The following is a 23,671-nucleotide window of genomic DNA, read 5'->3' as shown; positions in this document are numbered from 1 at the left end:
GGCCATCGGTCTGTAACAACTCAAAAAGCATTGGCCAAAAGCTATTGTCTTAATTTGTAAAAACGATTTTTAATATGTAAATATTCGGTCAGCACCCCATCTTCACCTGTTTGGGTCTGCTCATGCTCACATCGCATTCGTATACTACGCAGCCCCAATCAGGCGAATATGGGGCACTGGCCAAACAATTACATGAGCAAGCCGAATATTTACTTTTAATTATCAGTAATAGAGCTTTATTTTCTTGCTGAATGAATCACTGCGATACCATTTGTCAACTTCTCGACTTTGATATCCTTAAAACCAATATCTTGTAAAATCAGGCTCAGCTCTCCGGGGAGTGGAAACGCGCGTATGGATTCGGGAAACGCAGTGTAGGCTTCTGTTGAGCCGGTGATGAGCCCCCCTATTAACGGCATTATCCTGAACGAATACAGATCGTAAAGAAATCTAAAAAATGAGTTGTCAGGTTTTGAAAATTCCAGACAACACATGGCGCCTCCTTTTTTCAACACTCGAAAGATCTCTTTGAAACCGGTTTCAAGATGGGTGACGTTTCGAATCCCAAATCCAATGGAAACAGCATCAAATGAACCATCAGGAAAAGAGATGCTTTCAGCATCCCCTTGAACAAAGGTTACCCCATTTATGGATTTTCTTTTCCCTTGCTCGATCATTTTCCGGTTCATATCGTACACAATCGATACACCTTTTTTACCTGTTCTGGATGCGGACAAACAGGCCATATCACCGGTTCCGCCGCATACATCCAGGATTTTTTCTTCCGGTTTGATCATGAGTGTTTCAACGGCCCTTCGTTTCCATGCATAATGAATTCCGCCACTCAAAATGGTATTCATCAAGTCGTATCGCGTGGCAATGGAATTGAAATGCCGGTTGACCCGGTGACGCTTATCGGATTCGGCATAGGTGGTAAACCCAAATGTTGCCGTCCGAGTTTCTGATACATGCCTTTCAAGTTGCTCTTGTCGTTTTTCTCTATTGTACCATTTATCAACAGCTAAGATCATTCTCTTGTCCGGGTCCATTTGATATTGATGTAAAAGATTCTCTAATTTATAGCATCTGGCACAACAAATGAAAATGTTTTTTTATTTGCCCGGGCGTCCTATTTTTTCCCTCTGCTTCTTCCCTTTCTCGGTACTGGGCGGGAACGTGCTTCTGACCGGGAAGGCTTTTTTTTAAATTTTTGAGCTTTTTTGCCAGCGGGTGCTTTTGATTCATCCCCGTTTCTTTTGCCGGAATCCTTGGTTTTGACGGCAGTTGCCTTTGCAGCGTTTCTATTGCTCACCACCTCCTTTATCCCCTTGTCTGCCTTTCTTTCACTGGCGGGATTTTTGGGGCGCAATAAAACAAAATCCGGCACATCACCATCCACGGTATACCCTTTTACGGGTTTCCGGGGAATTTTCTGTTTCAACAGTTCCTCAATGGCCTTCAAACTGGCATTTTCATGATGATTGACCAGGGAAACCGCCACTCCCCTTAATCCGGCGCGTCCCGTTCGACCAATGCGATGGATATAATCCTCCGGGGCCCGGGGCATGTCATAATTCACCACATGGGGAAGATGTGTGATATCAAGCCCCCTTGCTGCCACATCCGTTGCCACCAGGGTTCTTATTTGCCCTTTTTTAAACGCCTTTAATGTCCGGGTACGCTGGGACTGGCTCATATTGCCATGCAGGGCAGCAGCACTGACCCCCTTTGCCATAAGATTATCCGTCAACTTATTTGCCCCGTGTTTGGTACGGGTAAATACAAGTATCTGGTTCCAGTCTTCTTTGGTGATCAGGTGGACAAGCAGGGCACATTTATTACTCTGTTCCACCAGATGCACCTTCTGGGAAACGGATGCCGCAGCCTTAATATTTGGGGTTTCCTCAATGTTTTGGGGATTATTGAGCATCTTATCTGCAAGTTGCCTTATCTGCGGGGTATATGTGGCAGAAAACAACATGGTCTGCCGATGACTTGGCATAAGTTCAAGGATTGCGGAGATCTCCCCACTGAAGCCCAGATCCAGCATTCTGTCGGCCTCGTCAAATACGAGGAATTCTATCAGGGAAAGATCCAGATCCCTGTGGGATGCTAGATCCAGAAGACGGCCAGGGGTGGCCACAAGGATATCAATACCCCTTCTTAATCGGTGGATTTGCGGGTTTATGTTTACCCCGCCATACACCACAGAGCATCGCAGAGATACCCTTCTGGCATAATCTTTAAAGCAGTCTCCCACCTGGAGAGCAAGTTCCCGGGTGGGAGTTAAAATAAGGGCCCGGGGATGTCGACCAGCGCCCTTGTGCTGACTTAAAACATGCACCAGCGGCAAGGCAAAAGCATCGGTTTTACCCGTTCCAGTCTGAGCCCTGGCAAGGACATCCCGTCCCTGAATAATGGCCGGAATGACACGGCTCTGGATGGGGGTGGGGGCGTTGTAGCCATTGGTTTTAACGGCTTTAAGCAATTCTACCCGAAGGCCAAGTTCTTCAAATGACATATTTTTTCCAACTGGTTCATTAATATTTATAAAAAGCCAACAAAAAAAGCCCATGGGTCTTTAGACCAGAGGATATTGGCTGAAGGATTTCAAGTGAATTAGGTAATATATCATAATCCCAGGGGAATGTCTCAAAATTTTCGAGGCTTTGAGGCATTAAGCAAACGCAGGGCTTAGATTTCAGGCCACACGATCATCTTGAACATTTCGAACTCGAATCATGAGTTTATTGATTATCTTTGACCAACAGCATTTTCACTGGACTCTTCATCTGGATTAAAATGGAGGCAACAACAACCATGACAATGCCAAGGGTGTTGTATAAATTAAGTCTTTCATTGAAGAGTGTGCAGGCAATGCATACAGCCACTACGATCTCCACCGTGCTGATAATGGTGGCCTTTGAAGGTGTCACCCCCATGGAGAGACCTTTTAGATACAATCCATAGGCAAACATGGCAGGAAACAGTCCCAGAAAAAGAAATGTACCCCAGAAACGAAGATCCAGGTGGATGGAAAATATTTTAAACGGCCGGGCCATGGGCAGTAAAAAGACACTGCCCCAGAGAAAGCTGTAAAACAGGATCGTCCAGGAGTCGTATTTCCCGACAATGCCTTTGTTTAAAATAGGCATCAAACCAAAGGTTAATCCGGCAAGAATCCCTGTGACTAAGCCAATCGTGTTGAATTTCAAGGTACTGGTGTCTCCACCTGTGGCGGTGAAAACAACCCCTGTTACACAAAGGGCCATGGAAAACAGTTTCAGGGGCGTAAAGTGCTCATTATAAATAAATCTGGAAATGATATTGGTAAAAACGGGTGCGGTGTAAAGGAGAATCACGGCCGTTGTGATGCTGGTTTGATCAATGGTGTGAAAATAAAACACATTGGGCAGAGTTTGGGAGATCAATCCGATTATGGCTGTGAGCAATACCCCTTTGCGGTCAATTTTTAATAGATCCAGATCCTTGACCGACAGATAGATCAATATAAAAAGGCTACCCATAAACAGGCGGTAAAAGGAGATGTCCGGGGATTTGAGTCCGTATTCAAATAAAATTTTACCGATTAAACCAAGAACTCCCCACAGGCTGCCCGCCCCAAGTATGCATAGATATCCCGATATTTTAGTTGGTTCCATCTTTGTATCGCCTTTTTTCGGTGCAGGCCCCCAGCTTCACCTGTTTTGACCCGCTCACATAGCATTAGTATACTACAAAGGTCCAAACAGACGAATATGGGACTCTGTCCAAAGAATTACATTTTCAACCAGAATCTTTACCGTTCTCAAGATCCAGGTTTAATGATTTGAATGGGTTATTTAAAATCAAAACAAACCATGGTAAGAACTTATGATTAACAAGTCATGTCCTATTTTTCTTGTCTTGTACGCGATGATCCCTTTTTTGTAAATACCTTGTTGTTAAGACTGATGGACAGCTCCGCTCCGCGCTCCACTCTACCGGGACTTCCTGATCAACAGCCCGGCCCGTTCTGGAAAATCAAATTGCCCCTATGTATATATTTATGATATGGATAATAAATAGTTACGCTATATAGAAAATTATCCAATTGTACTGTTTTCGAATGGAATCAAGGCAATAAGTGTTAATAACGCATGCATTACTCCTACCCAGAAAGGCCTATGTTATGACCAAGACCCAAAAGGCATTGACAAAGCCTGATAACTTATGGACCATAGCTAAAAATTTTATTAGATCAATATAATAAGGAGAAAACCATGGGTAAAAAATCGCTATTAGGGATATGTATCTCATTGGGGATCATTTGTCTTTTAATGGGTTGCAATGATAAAATTGAACCAGGCACCACAGAACAAGATCCCCCGTCAACCATCAAAACCCCTGTGGCAGTGGCAGCCATCAGCAATCAACCCTTTATTTACGAGGCTCTTGGCACCATAACCCCCCAAAACTCCAGCACTCTGTCCGGTAAAATCATGGGCACCGTCAAAGCGGTAAATGTCAAGGAAGGCGATGCCGTAAACAAGGGAGACGTCCTGGTGATTCTGGATGAACGACAGGTGGCCGCAGGTCTACGCCAGAGTGAAGCCGGGCTTGCTGGGGCCAGAAAGGCTGAAAATGCCGCCATATCAGCCCAGAACGCTGCCCAAGCGGGTGCTGATCTTGCCAGAGCCACCTACAAGCGATTCAAAAAATTATTCCAGGAAGAATCTGCCACCCGCCAGGAATTTGAGGAAGCCCAGGCCCGTCACCTCCAGGCCCAGGCAGCCCTTGCCCAGGCCCAGGCCATGGTTTCGGCGGCCCGATCACAGGTTCAACAGGCCCAGGCTGCGGTGTCCGGGGCCGGGATTTCACAGAAAGATGCCACCATCCTTGCGCCCTATGACGGCATTGTAACCGCCAAGATGATCAACGTGGGCGACCTTGCCTCCCCTGGCAGTCCCTTTCTGACCCTGGAAAAAATCGGGGGATTCCAGGTGGAATTTCTGGTACCCGAACATCATATTCAGGCGGTCCAGATGGGCCAGACCATGGAGGTCAGCATCCCGTCCCTTGCAAATTTTCCCCCCATCACAGGTACCGTCATGACCATTGCCCCCACAGCGGATGCAAAAAGCAGATCCTTTAATGTAAAGATGACCCTTCCGGAAAACACCATGCTTCGATCCGGCATGTTCAGCAGGGTGAGCATTCCTGTGGGGGGCGGAGGCATGCTTTTGATGCCAGCGTCCGCCCAGGTAACCCAGGGACAGCTCACCGGATACTTCATGGTGGATGACAAAAACATTGCAAGGTTCCGCCTCATGAGAACCGGCAGGCATTTTAAAGATCAAATGGAAATCATCTCCGGGGTTAAACCCGGTATCCGGTACGTTATCTCTCCTCCGCCGGAATTAAGAGACGGCATGAAAGTGGAGGGTGAATCATGAGCATAAAACAAGGCCCGGCAGGAAAAATCGCCGCATTTTTCATTGATTCCAAACTCACCCCGCTGGTCATAATTGCCTCCATACTGCTTGGTATTGCAGCGGTGATTGCCCTTCCAAGAGAAGAAGAACCCCAGATCATTGTCCCCATGATTGATGTGTTTGTACAAATGCCCGGAGCCAGTGTAAAAGAGGTGGAACAACGGGTGACCAAACCCATGGAAAAATTATTGTGGGAAATCCCCGGGGTGGAATACATCTACTCCACCTCCATGCCCGGCATGTCCATGGCCGTGGTACGCTTCCTGGTGGGACAAGACGAGGAAGCCTCCATTGTAAAACTTCAATCCAAACTCATGTCCAATTATGATCGAATTCCCACGGGGGTCAGTCCTCCACTCATCCGTCCCCGCTACATTGATGATGTCCCCATCCTGGCCTTAACTTTCTGGAGCGAAGAGGTGGATAATTACCAACTCAGGCGACTCACCGCCGAAGTGGAAGATCTGGTGAAACGCGAACCCAATGTCTCCATAACCAACATCATCGGAGGAGAGCAACGTCAGGTAAGTGTGAAGCTGGACCCCATCCGTCTTGCTGCCTATGGCCTGGATGTGGAACAGGTGTCATCCTTGGTATCTGCAGCCAATCAGGCATCGGATTCCGGCAGTTTTCCGTCACACCAGGGGCAAGTTGTCATCCACACCGGTGGCCTTCTTAAAAATGCTCAAGAGGTGGGCCGAGTGGTGATCAACGTCGCCAAAGGCCATCCCGTGTACCTGAGGGACGTGGCTGAGATTGAAGACGGCCCTTCAGACCCCGGGCAATATGTTTTTTTTGGTACCGGCCCCGCTGCCGGTGAAAAAGAGATTCCTAAAGTTGATTCCTCCCGGGGGGTGTTCCCTGCCGTTACCCTCACCGTGGCCAAAAGAAAGGGTACCAATGCCATCAGCGTGGCAGAAAGGGTTCTGGAACGTGTCCATGATGCCAAAGGAATAATCATCCCGGACAACGTCCACATGACCATCACCCGTCATTATGGGGAAACCGCCGAAGAAAAATCCAATGAACTCCTATTTCACATGCTCATTGCTGTGGTGTCCGTGACCATCCTCATCTGGTTCACCCTGGGGCACCGGGAATCCGGGGTGGTTGCCTTTGCCATTCCTGTCACTCTGGCCCTGACGTTGACCACATTTTATCTTTATGGCTACACATTAAACCGCATCACCCTGTTTGCCCTGATATTTTCCATCGGTATCCTGGTGGATGATGCCATTGTGGTGGTGGAAAATGTGGTGCGCCATTACAGACTTGCCGAAAACCAGGGCAGATCAAAGTTCACGGTGGCCATTGAAGCCGTGGATGAGGTGGGTAATCCCACCATCCTTGCCACACTTGCCGTGATTGCCGCCATTCTGCCCATGGCCTTTGTGGGGGGACTCATGGGGCCCTACATGCGTCCCATCCCCATGGGGGCATCGGCGGCCATGTTCTTTTCTCTGCTTGTGGCTTTTATTGTCACCCCCTGGGCCTCGGTGCGCATAATCAAAGCAAATGCAGGGCAAGGCCATGACGATCATGACAGTGACGACTGGTCCACAAGACTTTATCGGAAAATTATGGACCCCCTGCTTCACAAGCCCGTTTGGCAATGGGGATTTCTTTTAAGCGTGGTAGGTCTTCTTATCCTGGCCTGCGCCATGGTGGGAGTGGGGCTGGTAAAGGTTAAAATGCTGCCCTTTGATAACAAAAGTGAATTCCAGGTAATTCTGGACATGCCGGAAACCGCCACCCTGGAGGAAACCACAGCGGCGACCATGGAAATGGGGGATTATCTCAAAACCGTTAATGAGGTGGTGGATTACCAGATATACAGTGGAACAGCCGGCCCTTTTAATTTCAACGGCCTGGTGCGTCATTACGACCTGAGGAAAGGGCCAAGCATGGCTGATATCCAGGTGAACCTGGCCGGAAAAGGCCATAGAAAGGAACAGAGCCACGCCATTGCCAGAAGGATCAGACCAGCCCTGAAAGCCATAGCCGACCGGTATGGAGCCCGGGTAAAAATTGCAGAGGTACCCCCGGGACCACCGGTGTTATCCACCCTGGTGGCGGAAATATATGGCCCGGACTATGACCGGCAAAAGAACTTGGCTCTTCAGGTGAAACATATTTTTGAGACCACCGAAGGGGTGGTGGATGTGGACTGGTACATGGAAGAGGATCAGGTGCGGTACCAGCTGGACATTGACCAGGAAAAGGCGGCCATAAACGGCATCAGTGTCAGCAGGATCGCAAGAACATTGAGGCTTGTCCTGGAGGGGCAGCAGGCAGGTCTTCTCCATCAGCCCCTGGAAAAAGAAGATGTGCCCATTGTACTCCAGCCATCCCTTGCCACCCGGGCTGGGGTGGATCGCCTGGGATCGATGAAGCTCCCTGCCGCCGACGGCAGCCTTGTTGCCCTGTCCTCCCTGATCCGGATCAAAGAGACTGAACCCGACCGGAGCATTTATCATAAAAACCTGATGCCCGTGGTTTATGTCACAGCCGATGTGGCTGGGGCCAAGGAAAGCCCGGTGTATGCCATCCTGGAAATGTGGAAAAAAATTGATGCCATCACCACGGCAGAAGGATATGGCATTGTCCAACACACGGCTGCCCTTCCGGAAAGCGACCACCATCTGTCCATGAAATGGGATGGGGAATGGCACATCACCTATGAGGTGTTCCGGGATCTTGGTTTTGCCTTTGGCGTGGTTCTGATTCTTATTTTTGTGCTGGTGGTGGGGTGGTTCCAGTCCTTTTCAACGCCCTTTGTGATCATGGTGGCCATTCCCTTTTCCCTCATCGGGATTCTGCCGGCCCACTGGGCCATGGGGGCATTCTTTTCCGCCACCTCCATGATCGGGTTTATTGCCGGGGCGGGTATTGTGGTTAGAAATTCCATTATTCTGGTGGATTTCATTGAGCTCAGAATTGCCCAGGGCATGCCCCTGGATCAGGCGGTGATTGATGCCGGTGCGGTGCGGTTCCGTCCCATGATGTTGACGGCGGCGGCTGTCGTGGTGGGGGCCTCGGTGATTTTGTTTGATCCCATCTTCCAGGGGCTTGCCATTTCCCTCATGGCAGGGGAAGTGGCCTCTTTGCTGTTTTCCCGCATGACGGTGCCGGTGCTCTATTTCATGGATAAACGCTGGGAGACGGCCCACGTCCATACACAGAATGCCAAGGAGGTAAAATGAGTTTGTTGATTAAAAATATGATGAAATTATCCTGGGCAATGTGGATAATGACGATAATCATATCTCCCGTCCATGGACAGGCAGCAGAGCTGACCCTGGCCCAGGCGGTGGACAAAGCCATAGCCCATAACCCCGGACTCCAGGCAGCCCAGTTCCAGACCCTTTCAGCCCGGGAAAAAATGATCCAGGCGCGATCCGGTGCCCTGCCCCAGGTATATCTGCAGGAACAGGTCAACCGCACCACCAATCCCATGTGGGCCTTTGGCACCAAACTCAACCAGGAGTCCATCGCGGCGGCTGATTTTGACCCCAATCGCCTCAATGACCCCAATGCCATCACCAATTATTCAACCATGGTTGCCGTTAACTGGCCGGTGTATGACAGCGGTCAGACCTGGTATGGCGTACAGCAGGCAGGCCTTAACCAGGAGGCTGCAGCCTTGTCCCAGGAGCGCACCCGTCAGCAGGTCATTGCCGGAACCGTCACCGCCTACATCCGGGCACTGCTGGTCCGGGAAAACCAGGCCGTGATCCAGCAAATTCTGGAGACGGCCCGGACCCACTTAAAACTGGTGCAATCCCGGTATAACGGCGGATTTGTGGCAAAGAGTGATCTGCTCCGTGCCCAGGTGCACATAGCCGATCTGGAGCAGCAATTCTCAGAAAGCAAAAGCCAGACCGACATTGCCAAGTGCATGCTGAAAATCGCCATGGGCGGGGCCGGAAACCTGGATGATACCCTGACCACACCTCTGGAAGCAGGTCTGGCCATGACGGGCACTCTGGATGAATGGATTTCCAAGGCCCTGGCCCATCGACCGGATTTTAAACAATTGAAATTTCAAAAACAAATTGCCGACAAAGAAAGGGATAAAGCCAGGGCCAGCCGTCTTCCCTCGGTGAGCCTTTCTGGAAACTATGAGATCAACAGTGAAGACTTTAATGACAGCGGCACCAACTACACCGTTGGGGCCGTGGCATCCCTGCCTTTGTTCACCGGTGGCCGGATTTCATCACGCATACGAGATGCTGAATTTAACCTGAAACAGAGCAACGCCATGCTCCAGGGTATGGAACAGCGCATCTGCGGAGAAACCCGCCAGGCTTTTTTCACTGCCCGGAGCGCCTGGGAACGTATCCAGGTGGCAACCGCTGCCATCGGCCAGTCCAAAGAATCCTTACGCATTGTAAAAAACAGGTATAACAGCGGTCTTTTCACCATCACGGATCTGCTGAATGCTGAAGTAATAGTGCAACAGAGCCTGACAAATCATCTCAAAGCCATCCATGACTACCGGGCTGCCATGACCCGTCTTGAGTTGGCTGCGGGAATCTTGGAAATCAAATAGGCAGCCTGCCCCTATTTGATTCAGATACGTAGAGAATGGAGGAAATTCATGAAAACATATAAATTGTTTATTGCCTGTTCATTGCTTCTTTTGACCATGTCATGCCAGAACATGGTGGGAACACCATCCACCGGCGATTACCATGCAGGACGATTTGCCGGTGAAGAGGCTGCCAAGCAAGATGTTCTCGACACCCAGAGCAACATCGGCCGGGCTTCAAACGTCTCTGTTATAAGAGAAAATATCGGTAAACATTTAAAACAAATTGAAACGCCCCTTTCCGATGCCTATATTAAAGGCTTCAAGTGGGGATATAAAAGGGCCTTTGTCACCCTTAATGACGCCTATAACGGCGGTGGATGATTTTGGGCCTGATGCTTTAAATGGGCCAGGACCATTCTGATATCACCATAGGAACAGGCAGTCCCCAGTTTTTCTTTAACGGATTTCAAAAACCCGCCGTGCACCTCTGAGGGGTCTTTAGCCTGTTTCTGGATTTTGGCAACAGCCTTTTCAATGGTTTTTTGTTTTTCTGCGCTAATGACCTTTTCAATGCCAAGCGTGCCTCTTTCCACAAAAAAGGCAAGATGCCCCTGGACGGTGCTTTCCGCAAGCCCCCTTTCTTCGGCAATTCGGGCCACGGACAACCCCTTGGTAATGAATAAATCAAGGGTGACCTGGCGGGTATCGGACCCGCCCGATTTTCCTTTCCTTGATCTTTTTTTATCCCCCTTCTCACCGGCGACATCTTCCGGCACCACCCGGGGGGGATTTAAAATCACCGTTTCAATATTATGGGCCTTGCGGTAGGCCTTTACCATGGCTGTGATCTCATCGCCATAGTTTTCAATGGTTTTAGGCCCCACCCCACTGATCTTTTTAAGGTCTGTATTGTTATCGGGCAGATGCACCACAATCTGAATCAAGACCCGCTGGTGTAAAATTTGGAAATGGGCAACGCCCAGCTCCTGGGCCTTTTGGTTGCGCCATGCCATCATGGACCGAAACAACTCAGGGTGTTCAATGTCCGACTCACCATAGCTTGGAGCGGCCTGGGTCTTAACTTTTTCCGGCACAAAATCAAGCTCCGCCACAGCCACGGCCCGCTGGTATTGAGCAGGGGAAAAGCCATTTTCACAGCATTGAATTCCGGCCCGTTTGACAATGATCTCTTGTTTGAGATTGTTCAGGGCATTACCGATCTTTTTCCTGAGTTCTTTATTGTCCGTCTGCACATGCAATTTTTCTAAAATATCATCAAAGCACTGGGAAAACTTATCCTGGAACCAGCCCGATGCCTTGGCAATACGTTCCAATGTATGATCATGGGATTCGGGCAGATGGCCTTGGGCAAAAATACCCATCAACTGATGCTTAAATTTTTCACTGACAGCAAACACATCCTGCCAGGCCATGTGCCGCAATCCGGCAACATCACTGATCCCGGAAATCTGCACCACCCTGGCATTGCCGGTTAAGAGCCCGGTGAGATAGTTAAAACGACTCTGCAAACGTTTAAAATCAAAACACTCCAGCAGCAGATTTTGCTGAAAGGTAACCCGGGCAGCTTCCAGTTTTTCCAATGAGGGATGATTTTCCCGGGCCATGGCCAGAAACGAAAGGATGGTGGCATCGGCATCAATCCCCCGGGCCGGGATGGGGGAGTTGAGCACCATGCCTTCAAGGGTTCTACACCGGCTTAAGGCCACATACACCTGACCATGGGCAAAGGCGGCCCCGGCCTCAATAACGGCTTTATCAAAGGTGAGTCCCTGGCTTTTGTGTATGGTGATGGCCCAGGCAAGCTTTAATGGAAACTGCTTGAATTTACCAATAACTTCGGTCTGGATCTCCTTGGTCTCATCATCAACGGTGTATTTGATATTTTCCCACTCCACAGGTTCCACCTTGATGGCATCGCTTTCCCCGGGACAGGATATCCAGATTTCCTCCGGGGACATGGAAATAATTTTACCAATCTTACCATTAAAATATCGTTTATCCGCCGATGTGTCATTGCGCAGGAACATCACCTGGGCACCTTTTTTAAGGATCAGATTGGCGGGGGTGGGAAAACTGTGGCCGGGAAACTCTCCGGATACCTCGGCTTCAAAACCGGAAAATTTTCCATTAAGATCGTTCAAACGATTGTTATTGATGGATTCTGCGGTGAGGTTATGGGTGGTAAGGGTAATATATCCCTGATCCGGGTCCGGGATGAATCCTTGCACATGACGTTGGTTCAAGGCTTCCATGCCCTGGCTGTCCAGGCAGTTGTCCCGGACTTGATTGAGCAGCCGGATGAAGCGTGCATCGGTCTGTCGGTAAATATGCTGCAACTCAATGGAGATCAATTCCGTCTGGAGCAAAGCCTGGCTGCTGAAAAAATAGGGAGATGCATAATATTGCTGCAAAAGGCCCCACTCCTCCTGCTTGACCACCGGCGGCAGCTGGTGCAGATCCCCGATCATGAGCAATTGCACCCCACCAAAGGGCCGTTCATTACGCCGGAGGCGGCGCAGCAGGGCGTCCACTGCATCCAGAAGATCCGAGCGCACCATGCTGATCTCATCAATCACCAGCAAATCCAGGGATCGGATAATTTTTAGTTTTTCCCGGCTGAACCGAAACAGGCGCTGGCGGTTGTGTTCCTGGGTTTCACTTCCCGGCACAAAGGGGCCAAAGGGCAGTTGAAAAAACGAATGCAAGGTTACCCCACCCGCATTGATGGCCGCCACGCCGGTGGGGGCGGTGATGATCATCTGCTTGGCTGTAGCTTTTTCCAGGGTTTGTAAAAAAGTGGTTTTCCCGGTGCCTGCCTTGCCCGTTAAAAACAGATTGCACCCTGTGTGCAGAACAAACTCCCGGGCCAGCTCCAGTTCTGGATTTTTCAGGGACGATTCACCCCTTTGCGTTGTTTCATTCATGATCTGAATATCTTTAAAAACCCGCAAAAAATCAAGAAAATTGTGAAAGTAAGTTGGGTTTGGTCACAACATGGACCACCGTCCGAATTGACGGGCCAATGGGGCCAGGCTTCTGTTATTGCACAAGATCCTATAGTTAAAGCAAAACAATAATGCAAGCCCAAGCCTGGCCTCACCCTAAAGTGGCCCATGTTATGAGCAAACCCTGAAAATCAAAGAAGGGCGCTTATTCCCAAAGTGGGCTAGGTTATGAGCAATACCCAAAATCATATTGACACCCTCATGGTGTTGTGGCTTTATAACATGCATGGCAATAACCACTAGCCACAACAATGATTGAAACGCTTATAATTCCAGTCGTCTGGACAAAGTTTCATATGGAAAAGTCACATGAACTCGTTTTTATAAGGTGAATTCAGCCTGTAAGACGTCAAAAGGGCAGTTAAAATTATGAATTTAGATGTTGGCAATTTAGAACCACCTGTATTCAGGCCTCCTTCAGAATGGGATGCGTTATTAATCAGCGTTACAAACGGATGCACCCACAGATGTACTTTTTGTTCCATGTACCTGACCAAAAAATTCTCAATGCGCAAGGATATTGAAGAGATCAAGAAGGATATTCGCAAGGCCAGAGAGCTGTTCGGAAGCCGGGCGGAAAAAATCTTCTTTGAAGACGGCAATGCATTTGTCGTAAAATCGGAAGTTCTCATTGAATTGACCAGATATTGTTATCAGCAGCACCCGAATTTAAGAAAGGTCAGCTCCTATGCCCATGTCCAGGATATCCTCAAAAAATCTGATGATGAATTAAAGCGGCTTGCCGACGCCGGTTTTACAATGGTTTACGTTGGCATTGAAAGCGGGAACGACCAAGTGCTCAAAGACTGCAACAAAGGGGCAACCCAGGATGATTATGCACTGGCTGCCCAGAAATGTCACCGGGCAGGAATTGAATGGTCCGGAATTTTCCTGCTGGGTCTTGCTGGAAACGATCCTGCAAAAAGCCGCAGCCACGCTATTGACTCAGCAAAATTGATAAACCGCATGGCCCCCCCCATGCCAAAAAAATGGTATATTTCCCCTCTCACACTGGAGATGACCCCGGGCTCAGAGATAATGGCGCAAAATTTGAAAGAAAAATTTCACCCCTGTACCTCAACCCAGATCTTAGAGGAATTGTATACGCTAATAGAACATACAGACGATGACCTCAAAGGCTGTATTTTCAACACCAACCATGCCTCCAATTATCTAAGCTTAAAAGGGGAACTGGGAAAAGATAAGAAAGACTTCTTACACAGGGTTGAAGCGGGTATTAAAAATCCGGCAGTGAGACGTCCTGAATATATGCGTGGATTGTAAACATCAAGCGAACACGCCGTTCATGGTTGAAGGAAGTTTATGTGTTTGATTTTATTTGCATACGAGATGCATGATAATTATCATCTGATTCTTGGGGCGAACCGGGATGAATTCTATGAACGCCCCACAGCACCCCTTGACTGGTGGAAGGATTATCCAAGTGTTCTGGCCGGAAGGGATTTAAGGGGCGGTGGCACCTGGATGGGGATAACCAGAACCGGAAAGTTTGCCGGGATAACCAATTTTCGAGATCCGGCTGGCTTGAAAAAAAATGCCCCGTCCCGGGGTGCCCTGGTGAGTGATTTTCTCTGTGGGGATGAACCGCCCCTGAACTATCTTGAAAAAATTCATCCCTCATCCGGAAAGTATAATGGATTTAATCTTATACTGGGTGATGGCACCGAACTTTTTTATTATTCCAATTATCAAAATAAAATTCACCGGCTTACCCCCGGGATATATGGCCTGAGCAACCGCTTTATTGATTCTCCCTGGCCCAAGGTGGAAACAGGAAAAGCCCACTTGAAAAAATTAATCCAGCAGGGAACGGTGGATGATGAAAGTATTTTCAAACTCCTGGAGAACCGCGATCAACCGCCGGATGACCAGCTTCCCAGCACCGGGGTTGGCATGGAATGGGAGCGAATCCTTTCCCCTTTGTTTATTTGTGGTGATACTTACGGCACTCGCTCGTCTTCGGTAATCCGCATGGAAAGGGAAGGCATAATCCATTTCAGTGAGCTGAGCTTTAAAAATCATGAAGACGAAAAAAAATGTCATAAATTATCATTAAAGCATTTCCCGGTGCGGCTGGAATCAGGTGGGCATTAATATCCCTGATAATGATGGCCGACTAAGGATGGACTATTTTGGGAAAACAGAATTGGAACCCATTGAGATTAGAAAATGGAGCCAGAATTGTGATTCTGGGGGGTGGTCCTGCCGGTGCTTTTTTTGCCATTCATCTGCTCCGGGATGCCAGAAAGGCAGATTTAGATATCACCGTTACTATTATTGATGAAAGGGTGATACTTGAGCTGGATGGGAGTATCCAGGCGTTCAAAGGGTGTAATTTCTGCGCAGGCGTTATTTCTCCCCGATTGCAGGAAGCCTTGGCAGAATGCAACATCGTACTGCCCCAGGAAGTGGTGGCCGAATCTTTTTCCCATGTATGGATACACGGATTCTGGAAAAATTTTCCCTTGAGGGTACCGGTGGGACAAAGGCTTTTTTCGGTATTCAGGGGGAGTCTGCCCCCTGGTCGTGAAGAACTGCCCCAGGGTTTATCCCGGGGATTTGACGAATTCATTTTACGAGGGGCCGTTGGGGAGGGTGCAAAAGTTATAAGTGGAGAAGTGCTGGAGATTCATAATTCTTCTCCTCCCCTTCAAGATAAGAAACATCTGGGCATAAAAAATAATATGGGCGGGCTGGGGATAAACAAACCCTGCCTGACCATCAAAACTTCTTTGGGTAATTTTTTATCCATTGAATCTGAGTTTGTCTGTATTTGCACAGGCGTTAATCACAACCGGAAAAAAAACAAAGAAATTCCATTTTGGAAATCATACCGGCAAATAAATCCCCTGTTCACACCTCCTGTGACAAGCTCTGCACTTATTTTTGAATTAAAACCGGGCAGAGACTATCTAAAAAAACATATGGACAGGGAACTCTATCTCATCATATCTGGTGCCGGATCTCTACAGCTTGACCACATCGCTTTGATACCCAAGGGGGAATATCTCACTGTGGCCCTTGCCGGAAAAAGCGTTGATAAATCCCTATCTCCCGGAGAAACGGATCAAATTATCCAAAGTTTTTTTTCTTTGCCCCATATTCAAACTATTTTGCCCCATATCAGTATCAAAGTAACCTACCCTACCGGCCAAAACCCTGAAAAACATGAAAACAAAATCCCTGGCACCTCAGAAGCCTTTCTTTCTTCTGCTACCATCATCACCATTCCTGTGGCCTGCATATGCAATCCCCGCATGGCTGTTACACCGGCAAAAGAACCCTTTTCAGACAGGATCGCCATGGCCGGGGATTCCCTGGGATCACGACTTTACAGAGACGGCCTCTTCTCTGCCTTTATCAGTGCCCGTGCACTTGCAGAGACGGTGATTCATAAAGGGATAGACAAAAAAACTCTTTCTCAGGAATATGGATGGGTGTTAAAGTGGCTTGAAAAAGACAATTTCCATGGCCGTCTGGTGATGGGCACGACACAGGCGATCTTGAAATCTACCCTTTTGAGTCGAATTTTATATCAGGCCTTTGCAACGGAGATGAAGTTTAAGGAGAAGGATAAATGGGCCTTGGGATCCGTACTCTGGAAGGTGGGCAGCGGGGAGGCCGATTACAGGGATATCTGCAGGGATATCTTTTCCCCAGCCGTTTTCTTTTCAATACTGACGGGCATATATAAAACAATCAGAAATATTCTTACGGAAATTTTTTTCGGCCTGAACTGGGGCGATCGGGGTCGTTATCCAACGGTTATAATAAAGGAGAAACGTAATTATTTTAAGAAATCCATAGCAGAGCCCCTGGGAATAGAACTGGATGCATCTCCAGATATGGAGCGGATGTATGCCATTAAAATAAGGGCCAGTGCCAGCAGGATTTTTCAGGAGCTGAGCAAATTCGGACATCCAGAGGGAAAGTTTCTCAAACTTAGATTTGTGGCGGTCACAAACCTGACCGGCAAGTCCCTTCGCCAAGGCGCTGTTGTTCGTTATCGTTTAAAGGGGGTGCCCATCTCCATGGACATCCGCCTTGTTAAAGTCATTCCTGGAAAAGCCCTGCTGTATGAACCGACAGAGCTTTTTACAAAGCGGGGAAAGTTGCTTTTTGATATCGCCCCCACAAGGGATGGAAACCATCGACTGATAATCTATACGGCCTTTGATTTTCAAAAGGGCAAAACTTTTTTTGGCAGGATCTTTTGGACAGTGTTCAAACATCTGTTCCCGGATTATGCCCATGATGTGGTGTGGAATCATGCCATCTGCACCATAAAAGGGGCGGCGGAAGGGAATGCGGGGTGAGCATGCCCAAACAGATGAAGATGGGGGCTTACCGAATATTTACTAACATGAAACGCATTAATCAATTAAAATAAGGGATTGCCCGTTCAACTGCCTCAGCACACCTGCGGAAACACTTCCCAAAAGCCATCGCTTCATTCCCGACAGGCCGCGTTTTCCCATGATAACCGTTTTATACTCTCTGCTGTGAATGCGTTCAGTCAAGATGGAAACCACGTCGCCCTGGGATATGATGATCTCCAGGGGAATTTGAATATGAAGATCGGCAATGCGCTTTAACTCTGACCAGCGTTGCTGCAGGTGGGTGGAATATTTTGCTGCCACATGGACAAAATCGAATTGCCATGCTTTTTTCCCCATATAATTTTGTTGCAAAAAGCGAAGCATCAACAGGGAGACATCGGAAAGGTCCACGGGTATTATCACCTTGTTTTTATCAAATTCATGCTGATATGGGGGCTTTTGGCTGTGATAATCCGCGCCAAGGAGCATCATTACTTTGCCACGCTCCCTGTAAAGCAGGCGTTCCCGCCAGAACTCCCGAGGATTTGAGCAAAGGGCGATTCTGCCATGATTACCACGGCGAATTTCATCAATAGCTGTTTTTTCCCACTCCTGATCTGATTCAATGATATTGTAATTGAATGGAATTTCTACGCGATCTCTGGAAGGATTCAATCTGTTGGGCTTATTATTAAAAATCTGCCGGATAAATTGTATAAAATTCAGTCGGGCAGAATCAAATTCTGAGCTGTTTTTTCCTTTATTTCTCTCATTGTCAGCACTTCTCAAGAGAAACAGAATCGTTAAAAAGGACATTTCTTTTTTCATCTGGGGCACAAGTGGCTGGGCCATCTTGAACAATTGCATCTCATCTATACTGGAGATGATCCATAAGGTTCTGTTGTTCCGGGTGAGAATCTTATGATCCAGGGTTGTTCTTTCCTGATATAGTTGGGGCCAGAGGCGACAGTTAAACCCCTTTTCCAGGACAACCCTCTTTAAACACCAATTACAATTGATGCATTTAATTATTTTTTTGCCGGGGTGTTTCGCCTTTTTCACCCATTTCGGGTCTGTGCGCAGGGGACGACCCAAACCGATTAGGTCTGCGGTGCCTTCACGAACCAGTTTGTCGGCAAGGGATGGGCTGGTAATCCTTCCAGATATGATGGTTGGAATACCGACCCTGGCGGTCAGTTTGGCCATATCGGATTCGAGGTATGCCGTACTGTCCATTTTTTTTAAGATCTCTTGCGATAGTATGGAGTTATAGGTACCCACAGAAGCGGAAAGATAGTCAATGCCCTCATTTTCCAGAAGTTTAGCAAAAGACAGTGCTTCGGGAAGATCAATACCGTCCGGGACCCATTCCCTTAGAATCATCCGAAAACCCACGGGGAAATCTTTGGGAAGTTTTTCTTTCACTCTTCTGATTACTTCCAGGGGAAATGTCTTGCGACCCTGAAAGTCCCCTCCAAATCCGGACCCAGGTGGCAGTTTATTGGTAAATGCAGAAAGATACTGGCATAGAAGATAGCCGTTTGCCCCGTGGAGTTCCACCATGTCGAACCCGGCTAGATAGGCTCTGCAAGCGGCGTTGGCAAAAGCCTCCATGACTCTGTCCCTGTCTTCGGCGGTCATGGCATCTCTCCAGTTTGCTGCCTGGCGCAGGAAGGTTCTTGTCAGGCCAAAGCGTTTTTCAAAGGGGAAGAAGTGCATGAAATCCTTCAGGGACTCCATGTTGAAAGCAAGGTGTTCGCTGATGATGGGTGAAGGCAGCATGGGGCGGTCTGTTTTGGCAAACCTTCCGGCATGGTTCAGCTGAAGGCAGGCAATGACTCCCTTTTGTTTGATGCGCATGGCCAGCCTGCTTAACCCTGGAATCAACGCATTCTGGTCCACCCTCAAGTTAAAACTGGAGACTGCACCATCGAAGGACACCGCTGCATTGGCAACAATCACCATACCCACCCCCGAATCGGCCAATCTGGAATACAGCGATTCCATCCATGGACTGACACCACCGTTGGTATGGGCAAAACCCGTATGCACTGGCAAGGCCACCAGCCGATTCGCCATGTGATATGATCCCACTTTCACCGGGCTAAAGAGAGAGGGATAAGTTTTTTTTTCTGTTTTTTTATTTTGTGTCATGCGTGAATCTTCACCAGCTTTCTTTACGTTTCTTTTAAAGCAGTAGAAATTTCGCCTGATCACCTGGGCATGCTTTCACTGAAGCTTAACTATTTTTTTATCAATATCTGCCCAAGAGATGTCTGCCCGGTCAGTTGATCAAAACAGGAGGATCCCTGACAACCCAAGCATCCTGACCACAAAGCCGAAAATAATTTTTACGACTCCAATACGGCTCTTACAGTCTTGGCAAAATCTGATTTGGTGAATGGTTTATATACGAATGCGTTAATACCAATATGCTTGGCAAGCGCTTCGCTCATCTTTCGGCTGTATCCAGTGCAGAGTATAATCGGGATGTCCGACCGTATCTTTCGAATTTCTATCGAAAGAACATCCCCTGTCATTGAAGGCATTGTCATATCAGTTATTACCAAGTCAAATACATCTGGTTTTGTCTTAAATAACTCAAGAGCTTCAAAACTACTGGTTCTTATAGTCACTTTGTACCCAAGCCCCTCAAGCATGCGGCAACCCATTCTGGCTATTGGGGGCTCATCATCAACAAATAAAATATGCCCAGTCCCCTGCAGTATTATATCGTCCTGCTCCACCACATCCACACTTCTAACTGCCGCAACTGGTAATATTACTATGAATGTGGTATTTCCAGGTTCGCTTCTCACCTGGATATCACCTTTATAGCTCTTAATAATACCCTTTACCATCGCCAGACCTATGCCTGTCCCTTCGCCAACTCCTTTTGTCGTGAAATACGGCTCAAAAATACAATCAATAATAGCCGGATCAATTCCAGGACCGTTATCGGTAATGGTGAGTTCGACATACTCCCCTCCAGGCAACATTGAATGTTCTCTATCAATATAGTTTTCGAGGAATCTATTTTTTAATTCTATTTTTATGACCCCTCCTAATTCCTGCAATGAATAGACTGCATTGGTACACAGATTCAAGATGATTTGGTGTAATTGAGAGACATTACCATTAACTGGTAAAGTGCTTTTGATATTAAAGACAATGTCAATGGTGGATGGTGTTAAGGGGCGAAGTAATTTGAGCGTTTCAGCGATAATTTCGCTCAACCTGACAGGTTTTACCTCTCCACTGGACTGGCGAGCAAATGCAAGAATTTGCTGAACGAGTTCTTTTGCCCTCATGCCTGCAATATAGACCTCTTTCAAGCTTTGTTCTTGAGATGAACCTTTAAGTGCATCTTCCAATGCAATTTCTGTAAATCCAATTATGGCTGAAAGAATATTGTTAAAATCATGGGCTATCCCGCCTGCCAAAGTACCTATTGCACTATTTTTTTCTGCCTGAATGATTCGCTTTTGAGAGTCTTGAATCTGTAGATGTTGTACTTCCAGTGCTTCTGCCATCTCATTATAGCTTGTTACAAGTATATTTTCGTTGAAATCATCTTGCATATGGTTTAGACGATAGGAATAATCTCCAGACCTCACTTTATCGAGTGCTGATTTCACCTTATTGTTAACTACTTCAAGGAGTTTGTCTTTGGGATAAATTGAATAAAATATCCACTGAATTTCAGGTATTATTTTATAAATAACATCATATTTTCTTCCATCCTCAATGGAAAGCTCCATTTGACCTGATTTGCTGGAAATCAATTTTTCCCTATCTATTGTTTTAAATTCTCCTCCAATTGAACTTATATTTTCCTGAAAAATACTGCCTTTTTCTTTATCTATCTTCACTTCTATATAGGGATGAGTGATTATATTACCGTGATAATCCGAGATAAAGTCTTGCTGCTCTGGAATTTGCTGTTCATCTGCAGCCTGATAAAGCGTTTTCATTGGCAGATCAATACTCCAGAGTCCTGCAAAAGCATCTCCCCAATATACTGGTATAGATACTGAAATAATCAACCCCTCACCTGCATAGTCGATGGAAGGATCTGTCCATTTAATTTCACGATCTGGGTTATTTTCCAAAACCACCGAAATCCATGTATGATAGGTTGACCAATCAAAATCCGGGGTTATCGCAGACGATTGATCTATAAAAGGGTACTGAAGAGCTATATTGTGTGAGTCCTGGTAATATATCCATGCCGAACCAGGCAGTCTTGATTTGATATTTGCTAAATACCGTCCAATATTTCTATGTAAATACATACGAAAACACGCATTTTTATCATGACGCAAATCTGGATGGCATGAATAACTTATTGCATCTTTAGATAATTTCCCTTGTCTGTGTTTCTCTAATGCAGATATACTTTGCCAAAACCCATCTTCACAAATCCCAAAGTTTTCAGATTTAAACCATTTATCAATATCTGCTTGGCTGCAGGTTGTCTCGTTAAATAGAAAGGTGGACATTCGCCTTAGTTCATATAAGACATCATAATACCTGAGAATATTAGACTTCAATGAAGAAACTGAAGTATCAACATGCAATCGTATTATTTCTATTTCATTCATGGCAAACATTTTCCCAGATAAATTCTGATTATAAGGAATTTAGAAGAGGCTATAATTTCAATTGGGCTAAAGCCCTGAAAATCATCAAAGGTTCGGATTTAAAGTCAAGAATTGATCCAATTATACCTGATTTTTTGTTTTAAAAAAAGCCCCTTAAAAAAAGAGTTAGGCGTCAGCTTTTAAGAGGAAACAAATCGGACGCATTACCATTTTTCCGGTTTGGTGACAAAATGATTTATTTATCATGGGCGAGCAAGGCATACACCATTGCCATCATCTCAAGATCCACCATGTTGAATGGTTTTTCCAAAGTATTTCACTAAACGACACGGTATGAGTATCCCCTTTTTCATATTTATTGGGAAATTTCAAAAATAAATCTATCTTCTTCTTATAAAGTTTTCATTTGTCTTTCACTATGATAAGAGTTTCCCTGCATTAAAAAAATATTTTAAACCAGTTTACACAATCAACCAGGAATTTTGCTATGTCAGTTGAAGAAAAGATGTGTCCCAAATGTAATTCGCCCTACACCTATCCTGATGGCCCCCTGTGGATATGCCCTGAATGTGCCCACGAGTGGGTACCTGACCAGACGTCTGATACCCCCTTGGAAGATGCGCCACGATTCCTTGATGTCAATGGCAATCCTTTGCAGGATGGAGATACCGTCACCACCATCAAAGATCTTAAGGCCGGAAAGGACACAATGAAATTGGGTACAAGGGTCAGAAACATCAAACTACTTGATGACCCTGTAAATGGCCATGATATTTCTTGTAAGATTTCAGGATTCGGTGCCATGTACCTTAAATGCTCTGTTGTTAAAAAAGCGTAAAGGGCAGTTTAAACCTTCGGAAATATATTTTGTTCTTTGACTATGCTTTTTGATGACAAGGAGCATAGCCAAAGCCACCACCGTGATTCATGGCAAAGCCTGCGCCGCCGTGAATCTTTAACTCACTGGCTTGTCCATGTGCAGTGGTTGTTGATTTTTTTACGCCGTGTCTCCCTGAGACCGCCAGGATCACGTTTTCAGGACCGGACATATTTTGATAAGACGTTCCCAGTGAGTCCGTGTCATGTTTTTTGTATGAATTGCAATAGAGATACTCTACCCCGACTAACCTTATGGCAACGATCCGACCTAAAAGCGGAATTTCGTTGCGATACAGCCCATTGGGATAACCGCTGCCATCCCACTTTTCATGGTGAGTGAGGGCGATTATTTCGCCCAGTTTGACCGTCCGCAGTCGAGGAGACAATTTGCACCTGTCGGGAATGACACATTCACAGTTCACTGGCAGCCTGGGCCGCCATCTGACCCGGAGTGGTGTTATCTTCACCGTGATGAGATGGATGAAGAATAAAATTTGAGTTAGACCTTTTCATCAAAAAATAAGTCAAGATCCAGTTACAAAAAAGATCCCTTTGCTCCTGTTGGACATGACTTTTCTTGAAGTGGATCGCCGCACTTCCCATCTGTTAATCTCCTGTCTCTGTCAGGCGGCCAGTGAATGGCTTACGTTTTCTCTTAAGAAAAAGATACTCTCCACCGGCAAAGCAACTGCCATACCCAGTCCGATCAGGGCAGTGATATGAAGACCTATCGGCTGATTCCAAGTTCGTGTCTCCAGAACAGCAGGGAGTTCGCCTTCTGTGGCTATGGTAAAGCTGAGCCGAACCGTACAAT

General features: G+C 46.9%; 15 protein-coding genes and 1 pseudogene. 8 read left to right on the top strand and 8 right to left on the bottom strand.

What is annotated here, in order from left to right:
- Positions 1–236: 236 nt before the first annotated feature.
- From ubiE to ACYQ2M_RS19305, 3 genes are all read right to left on the bottom strand, one after another.
- Positions 237–1,031 (bottom strand): bifunctional demethylmenaquinone methyltransferase/2-methoxy-6-polyprenyl-1,4-benzoquinol methylase UbiE, encoded by a 795-nt coding sequence (gene ubiE, locus ACYQ2M_RS19315; protein WP_459918020.1) that lies wholly within the window; start codon positions 1,029–1,031, stop codon positions 237–239.
- A gap of 98 nt (positions 1,032–1,129) precedes the next feature.
- Positions 1,130–2,521 (bottom strand): DEAD/DEAH box helicase, encoded by a 1,392-nt coding sequence (locus ACYQ2M_RS19310; RefSeq protein ID WP_459918019.1) that lies wholly within the window; start codon positions 2,519–2,521, stop codon positions 1,130–1,132.
- A 226-nt stretch (positions 2,522–2,747) separates the two neighbouring features.
- Complete coding sequence (locus ACYQ2M_RS19305) at positions 2,748–3,662, bottom strand: DMT family transporter (protein ID WP_459918018.1); 915 nt, start codon at positions 3,660–3,662, stop codon at positions 2,748–2,750.
- Positions 3,663–4,262: 600 nt separating this feature from the next.
- On the opposite strand from ACYQ2M_RS19305, the gene ACYQ2M_RS19300 reads away from it, so the two are divergent.
- The 4 genes from ACYQ2M_RS19300 to ACYQ2M_RS19285 are packed head-to-tail and all read left to right on the top strand — an operon-like array spanning position 4,263 to position 10,389.
- The gene (locus ACYQ2M_RS19300; RefSeq protein ID WP_459918017.1) at positions 4,263–5,435 is read left to right on the top strand and encodes an efflux RND transporter periplasmic adaptor subunit; all 1,173 of its coding nucleotides are present in this window, start codon (positions 4,263–4,265) and stop codon (positions 5,433–5,435) included.
- A complete protein-coding gene (locus ACYQ2M_RS19295; protein ID WP_459918016.1) occupies positions 5,432–8,677 on the top strand; it encodes an efflux RND transporter permease subunit in 3,246 nt (1,081 codons plus the stop codon). Before ACYQ2M_RS19300 ends, ACYQ2M_RS19295 begins: the two co-directional genes overlap by 4 nt.
- 47 nt (positions 8,678–8,724) lie before the next feature.
- Positions 8,725–10,026 (top strand): TolC family protein, encoded by a 1,302-nt coding sequence (locus tag ACYQ2M_RS19290; RefSeq protein ID WP_459918015.1) that lies wholly within the window; start codon positions 8,725–8,727, stop codon positions 10,024–10,026.
- 48 nt (positions 10,027–10,074) lie between these two features.
- Complete coding sequence (locus tag ACYQ2M_RS19285; RefSeq protein WP_459918014.1) at positions 10,075–10,389, top strand: hypothetical protein; 315 nt, start codon at positions 10,075–10,077, stop codon at positions 10,387–10,389.
- Here the strand turns inward: ACYQ2M_RS19285 and ACYQ2M_RS19280 are convergent.
- Positions 10,371–12,953 (bottom strand): helix-turn-helix domain-containing protein, encoded by a 2,583-nt coding sequence (locus ACYQ2M_RS19280; protein WP_459918013.1) that lies wholly within the window; start codon positions 12,951–12,953, stop codon positions 10,371–10,373. The two genes, ACYQ2M_RS19285 and ACYQ2M_RS19280, sit on opposite strands and share 19 nt — an antisense overlap.
- A 450-nt stretch (positions 12,954–13,403) precedes the next feature.
- Here ACYQ2M_RS19280 and ACYQ2M_RS19275 point away from each other — a divergent pair, with 450 nt between their 5' ends.
- From ACYQ2M_RS19275 to ACYQ2M_RS19265, 3 genes are read left to right on the top strand one after another with little or no spacing between them, the layout of a single operon-like run.
- Positions 13,404–14,318 (top strand): B12-binding domain-containing radical SAM protein, encoded by a 915-nt coding sequence (locus ACYQ2M_RS19275; protein ID WP_459918012.1) that lies wholly within the window; start codon positions 13,404–13,406, stop codon positions 14,316–14,318.
- A 39-nt stretch (positions 14,319–14,357) separates the two neighbouring features.
- On the top strand, positions 14,358–15,149 hold the full coding sequence (locus ACYQ2M_RS19270; RefSeq protein ID WP_459918011.1) for an NRDE family protein: 792 nt from the start codon (positions 14,358–14,360) through the stop codon (positions 15,147–15,149).
- A 38-nt stretch (positions 15,150–15,187) separates the two neighbouring features.
- Positions 15,188–17,371: an NAD(P)/FAD-dependent oxidoreductase gene (locus ACYQ2M_RS19265; RefSeq protein WP_459918010.1), complete on the top strand. Its 2,184-nt coding sequence runs from the start codon at positions 15,188–15,190 to the stop codon at positions 17,369–17,371.
- A gap of 57 nt (positions 17,372–17,428) precedes the next feature.
- On the opposite strand, the gene ACYQ2M_RS19260 is transcribed toward ACYQ2M_RS19265, so the two are convergent.
- A complete protein-coding gene (locus tag ACYQ2M_RS19260; RefSeq protein ID WP_459918009.1) occupies positions 17,429–19,528 on the bottom strand; it encodes an oxidoreductase in 2,100 nt (699 codons plus the stop codon).
- 197 nt (positions 19,529–19,725) lie between these two features.
- Complete coding sequence (locus ACYQ2M_RS19255) at positions 19,726–21,978, bottom strand: ATP-binding protein (protein WP_459918008.1); 2,253 nt, start codon at positions 21,976–21,978, stop codon at positions 19,726–19,728.
- A 487-nt stretch (positions 21,979–22,465) separates the two neighbouring features.
- On the opposite strand from ACYQ2M_RS19255, the gene ACYQ2M_RS19250 reads away from it, so the two are divergent.
- A complete protein-coding gene (locus ACYQ2M_RS19250) occupies positions 22,466–22,816 on the top strand; it encodes a zinc ribbon domain-containing protein YjdM (protein WP_459918007.1) in 351 nt (116 codons plus the stop codon).
- 292 nt (positions 22,817–23,108) lie between these two features.
- Here the strand turns inward: ACYQ2M_RS19250 and ACYQ2M_RS19245 are convergent.
- Positions 23,109–23,222, bottom strand: a pseudogene (locus tag ACYQ2M_RS19245) (HD domain-containing phosphohydrolase); the annotation flags it as partial.
- Between the two features lie 258 nt (positions 23,223–23,480).
- Positions 23,481–23,671: hypothetical protein (locus ACYQ2M_RS19240; protein WP_459918006.1), on the bottom strand; the 191-nt coding region annotated here is incomplete at its 5' end.

This window comes from Desulfocicer niacini (genome assembly GCF_054657595.1).
This window is presented reverse-complemented; position numbering and strand designations above follow the sequence as displayed.

Bases quoted from the DNA above. Each gene is read 5' to 3' on its own strand.
- ACYQ2M_RS19310 (WP_459918019.1), bottom strand. From the start codon at position 2,521: ATGTCATTTGAAGAACTTGGCCTTCGGGTAGAATTGCTTAAAGCCGTT.
- ACYQ2M_RS19280 (WP_459918013.1), bottom strand. From the start codon at position 12,953: ATGAATGAAACAACGCAAAGGGGTGAATCGTCCCTGAAAAATCCAGAA.
- ACYQ2M_RS19250 (WP_459918007.1), top strand. From the start codon at position 22,466: ATGTCAGTTGAAGAAAAGATGTGTCCCAAATGTAATTCGCCCTACACC.
- ACYQ2M_RS19290 (WP_459918015.1), top strand. From the start codon at position 8,725: ATGACGATAATCATATCTCCCGTCCATGGACAGGCAGCAGAGCTGACC.
- ACYQ2M_RS19300 (WP_459918017.1), top strand. From the start codon at position 4,263: ATGGGTAAAAAATCGCTATTAGGGATATGTATCTCATTGGGGATCATT.
- ACYQ2M_RS19295 (WP_459918016.1), top strand. From the start codon at position 5,432: ATGAGCATAAAACAAGGCCCGGCAGGAAAAATCGCCGCATTTTTCATT.
- ACYQ2M_RS19255 (WP_459918008.1), bottom strand. From the start codon at position 21,978: ATGAATGAAATAGAAATAATACGATTGCATGTTGATACTTCAGTTTCT.
- ACYQ2M_RS19285 (WP_459918014.1), top strand. From the start codon at position 10,075: ATGAAAACATATAAATTGTTTATTGCCTGTTCATTGCTTCTTTTGACC.
- ACYQ2M_RS19270 (WP_459918011.1), top strand. From the start codon at position 14,358: ATGTGTTTGATTTTATTTGCATACGAGATGCATGATAATTATCATCTG.
- ACYQ2M_RS19260 (WP_459918009.1), bottom strand. From the start codon at position 19,528: ATGACACAAAATAAAAAAACAGAAAAAAAAACTTATCCCTCTCTCTTT.
- ubiE (WP_459918020.1), bottom strand. From the start codon at position 1,031: ATGATCTTAGCTGTTGATAAATGGTACAATAGAGAAAAACGACAAGAG.
- ACYQ2M_RS19305 (WP_459918018.1), bottom strand. From the start codon at position 3,662: ATGGAACCAACTAAAATATCGGGATATCTATGCATACTTGGGGCGGGC.
- ACYQ2M_RS19275 (WP_459918012.1), top strand. From the start codon at position 13,404: ATGAATTTAGATGTTGGCAATTTAGAACCACCTGTATTCAGGCCTCCT.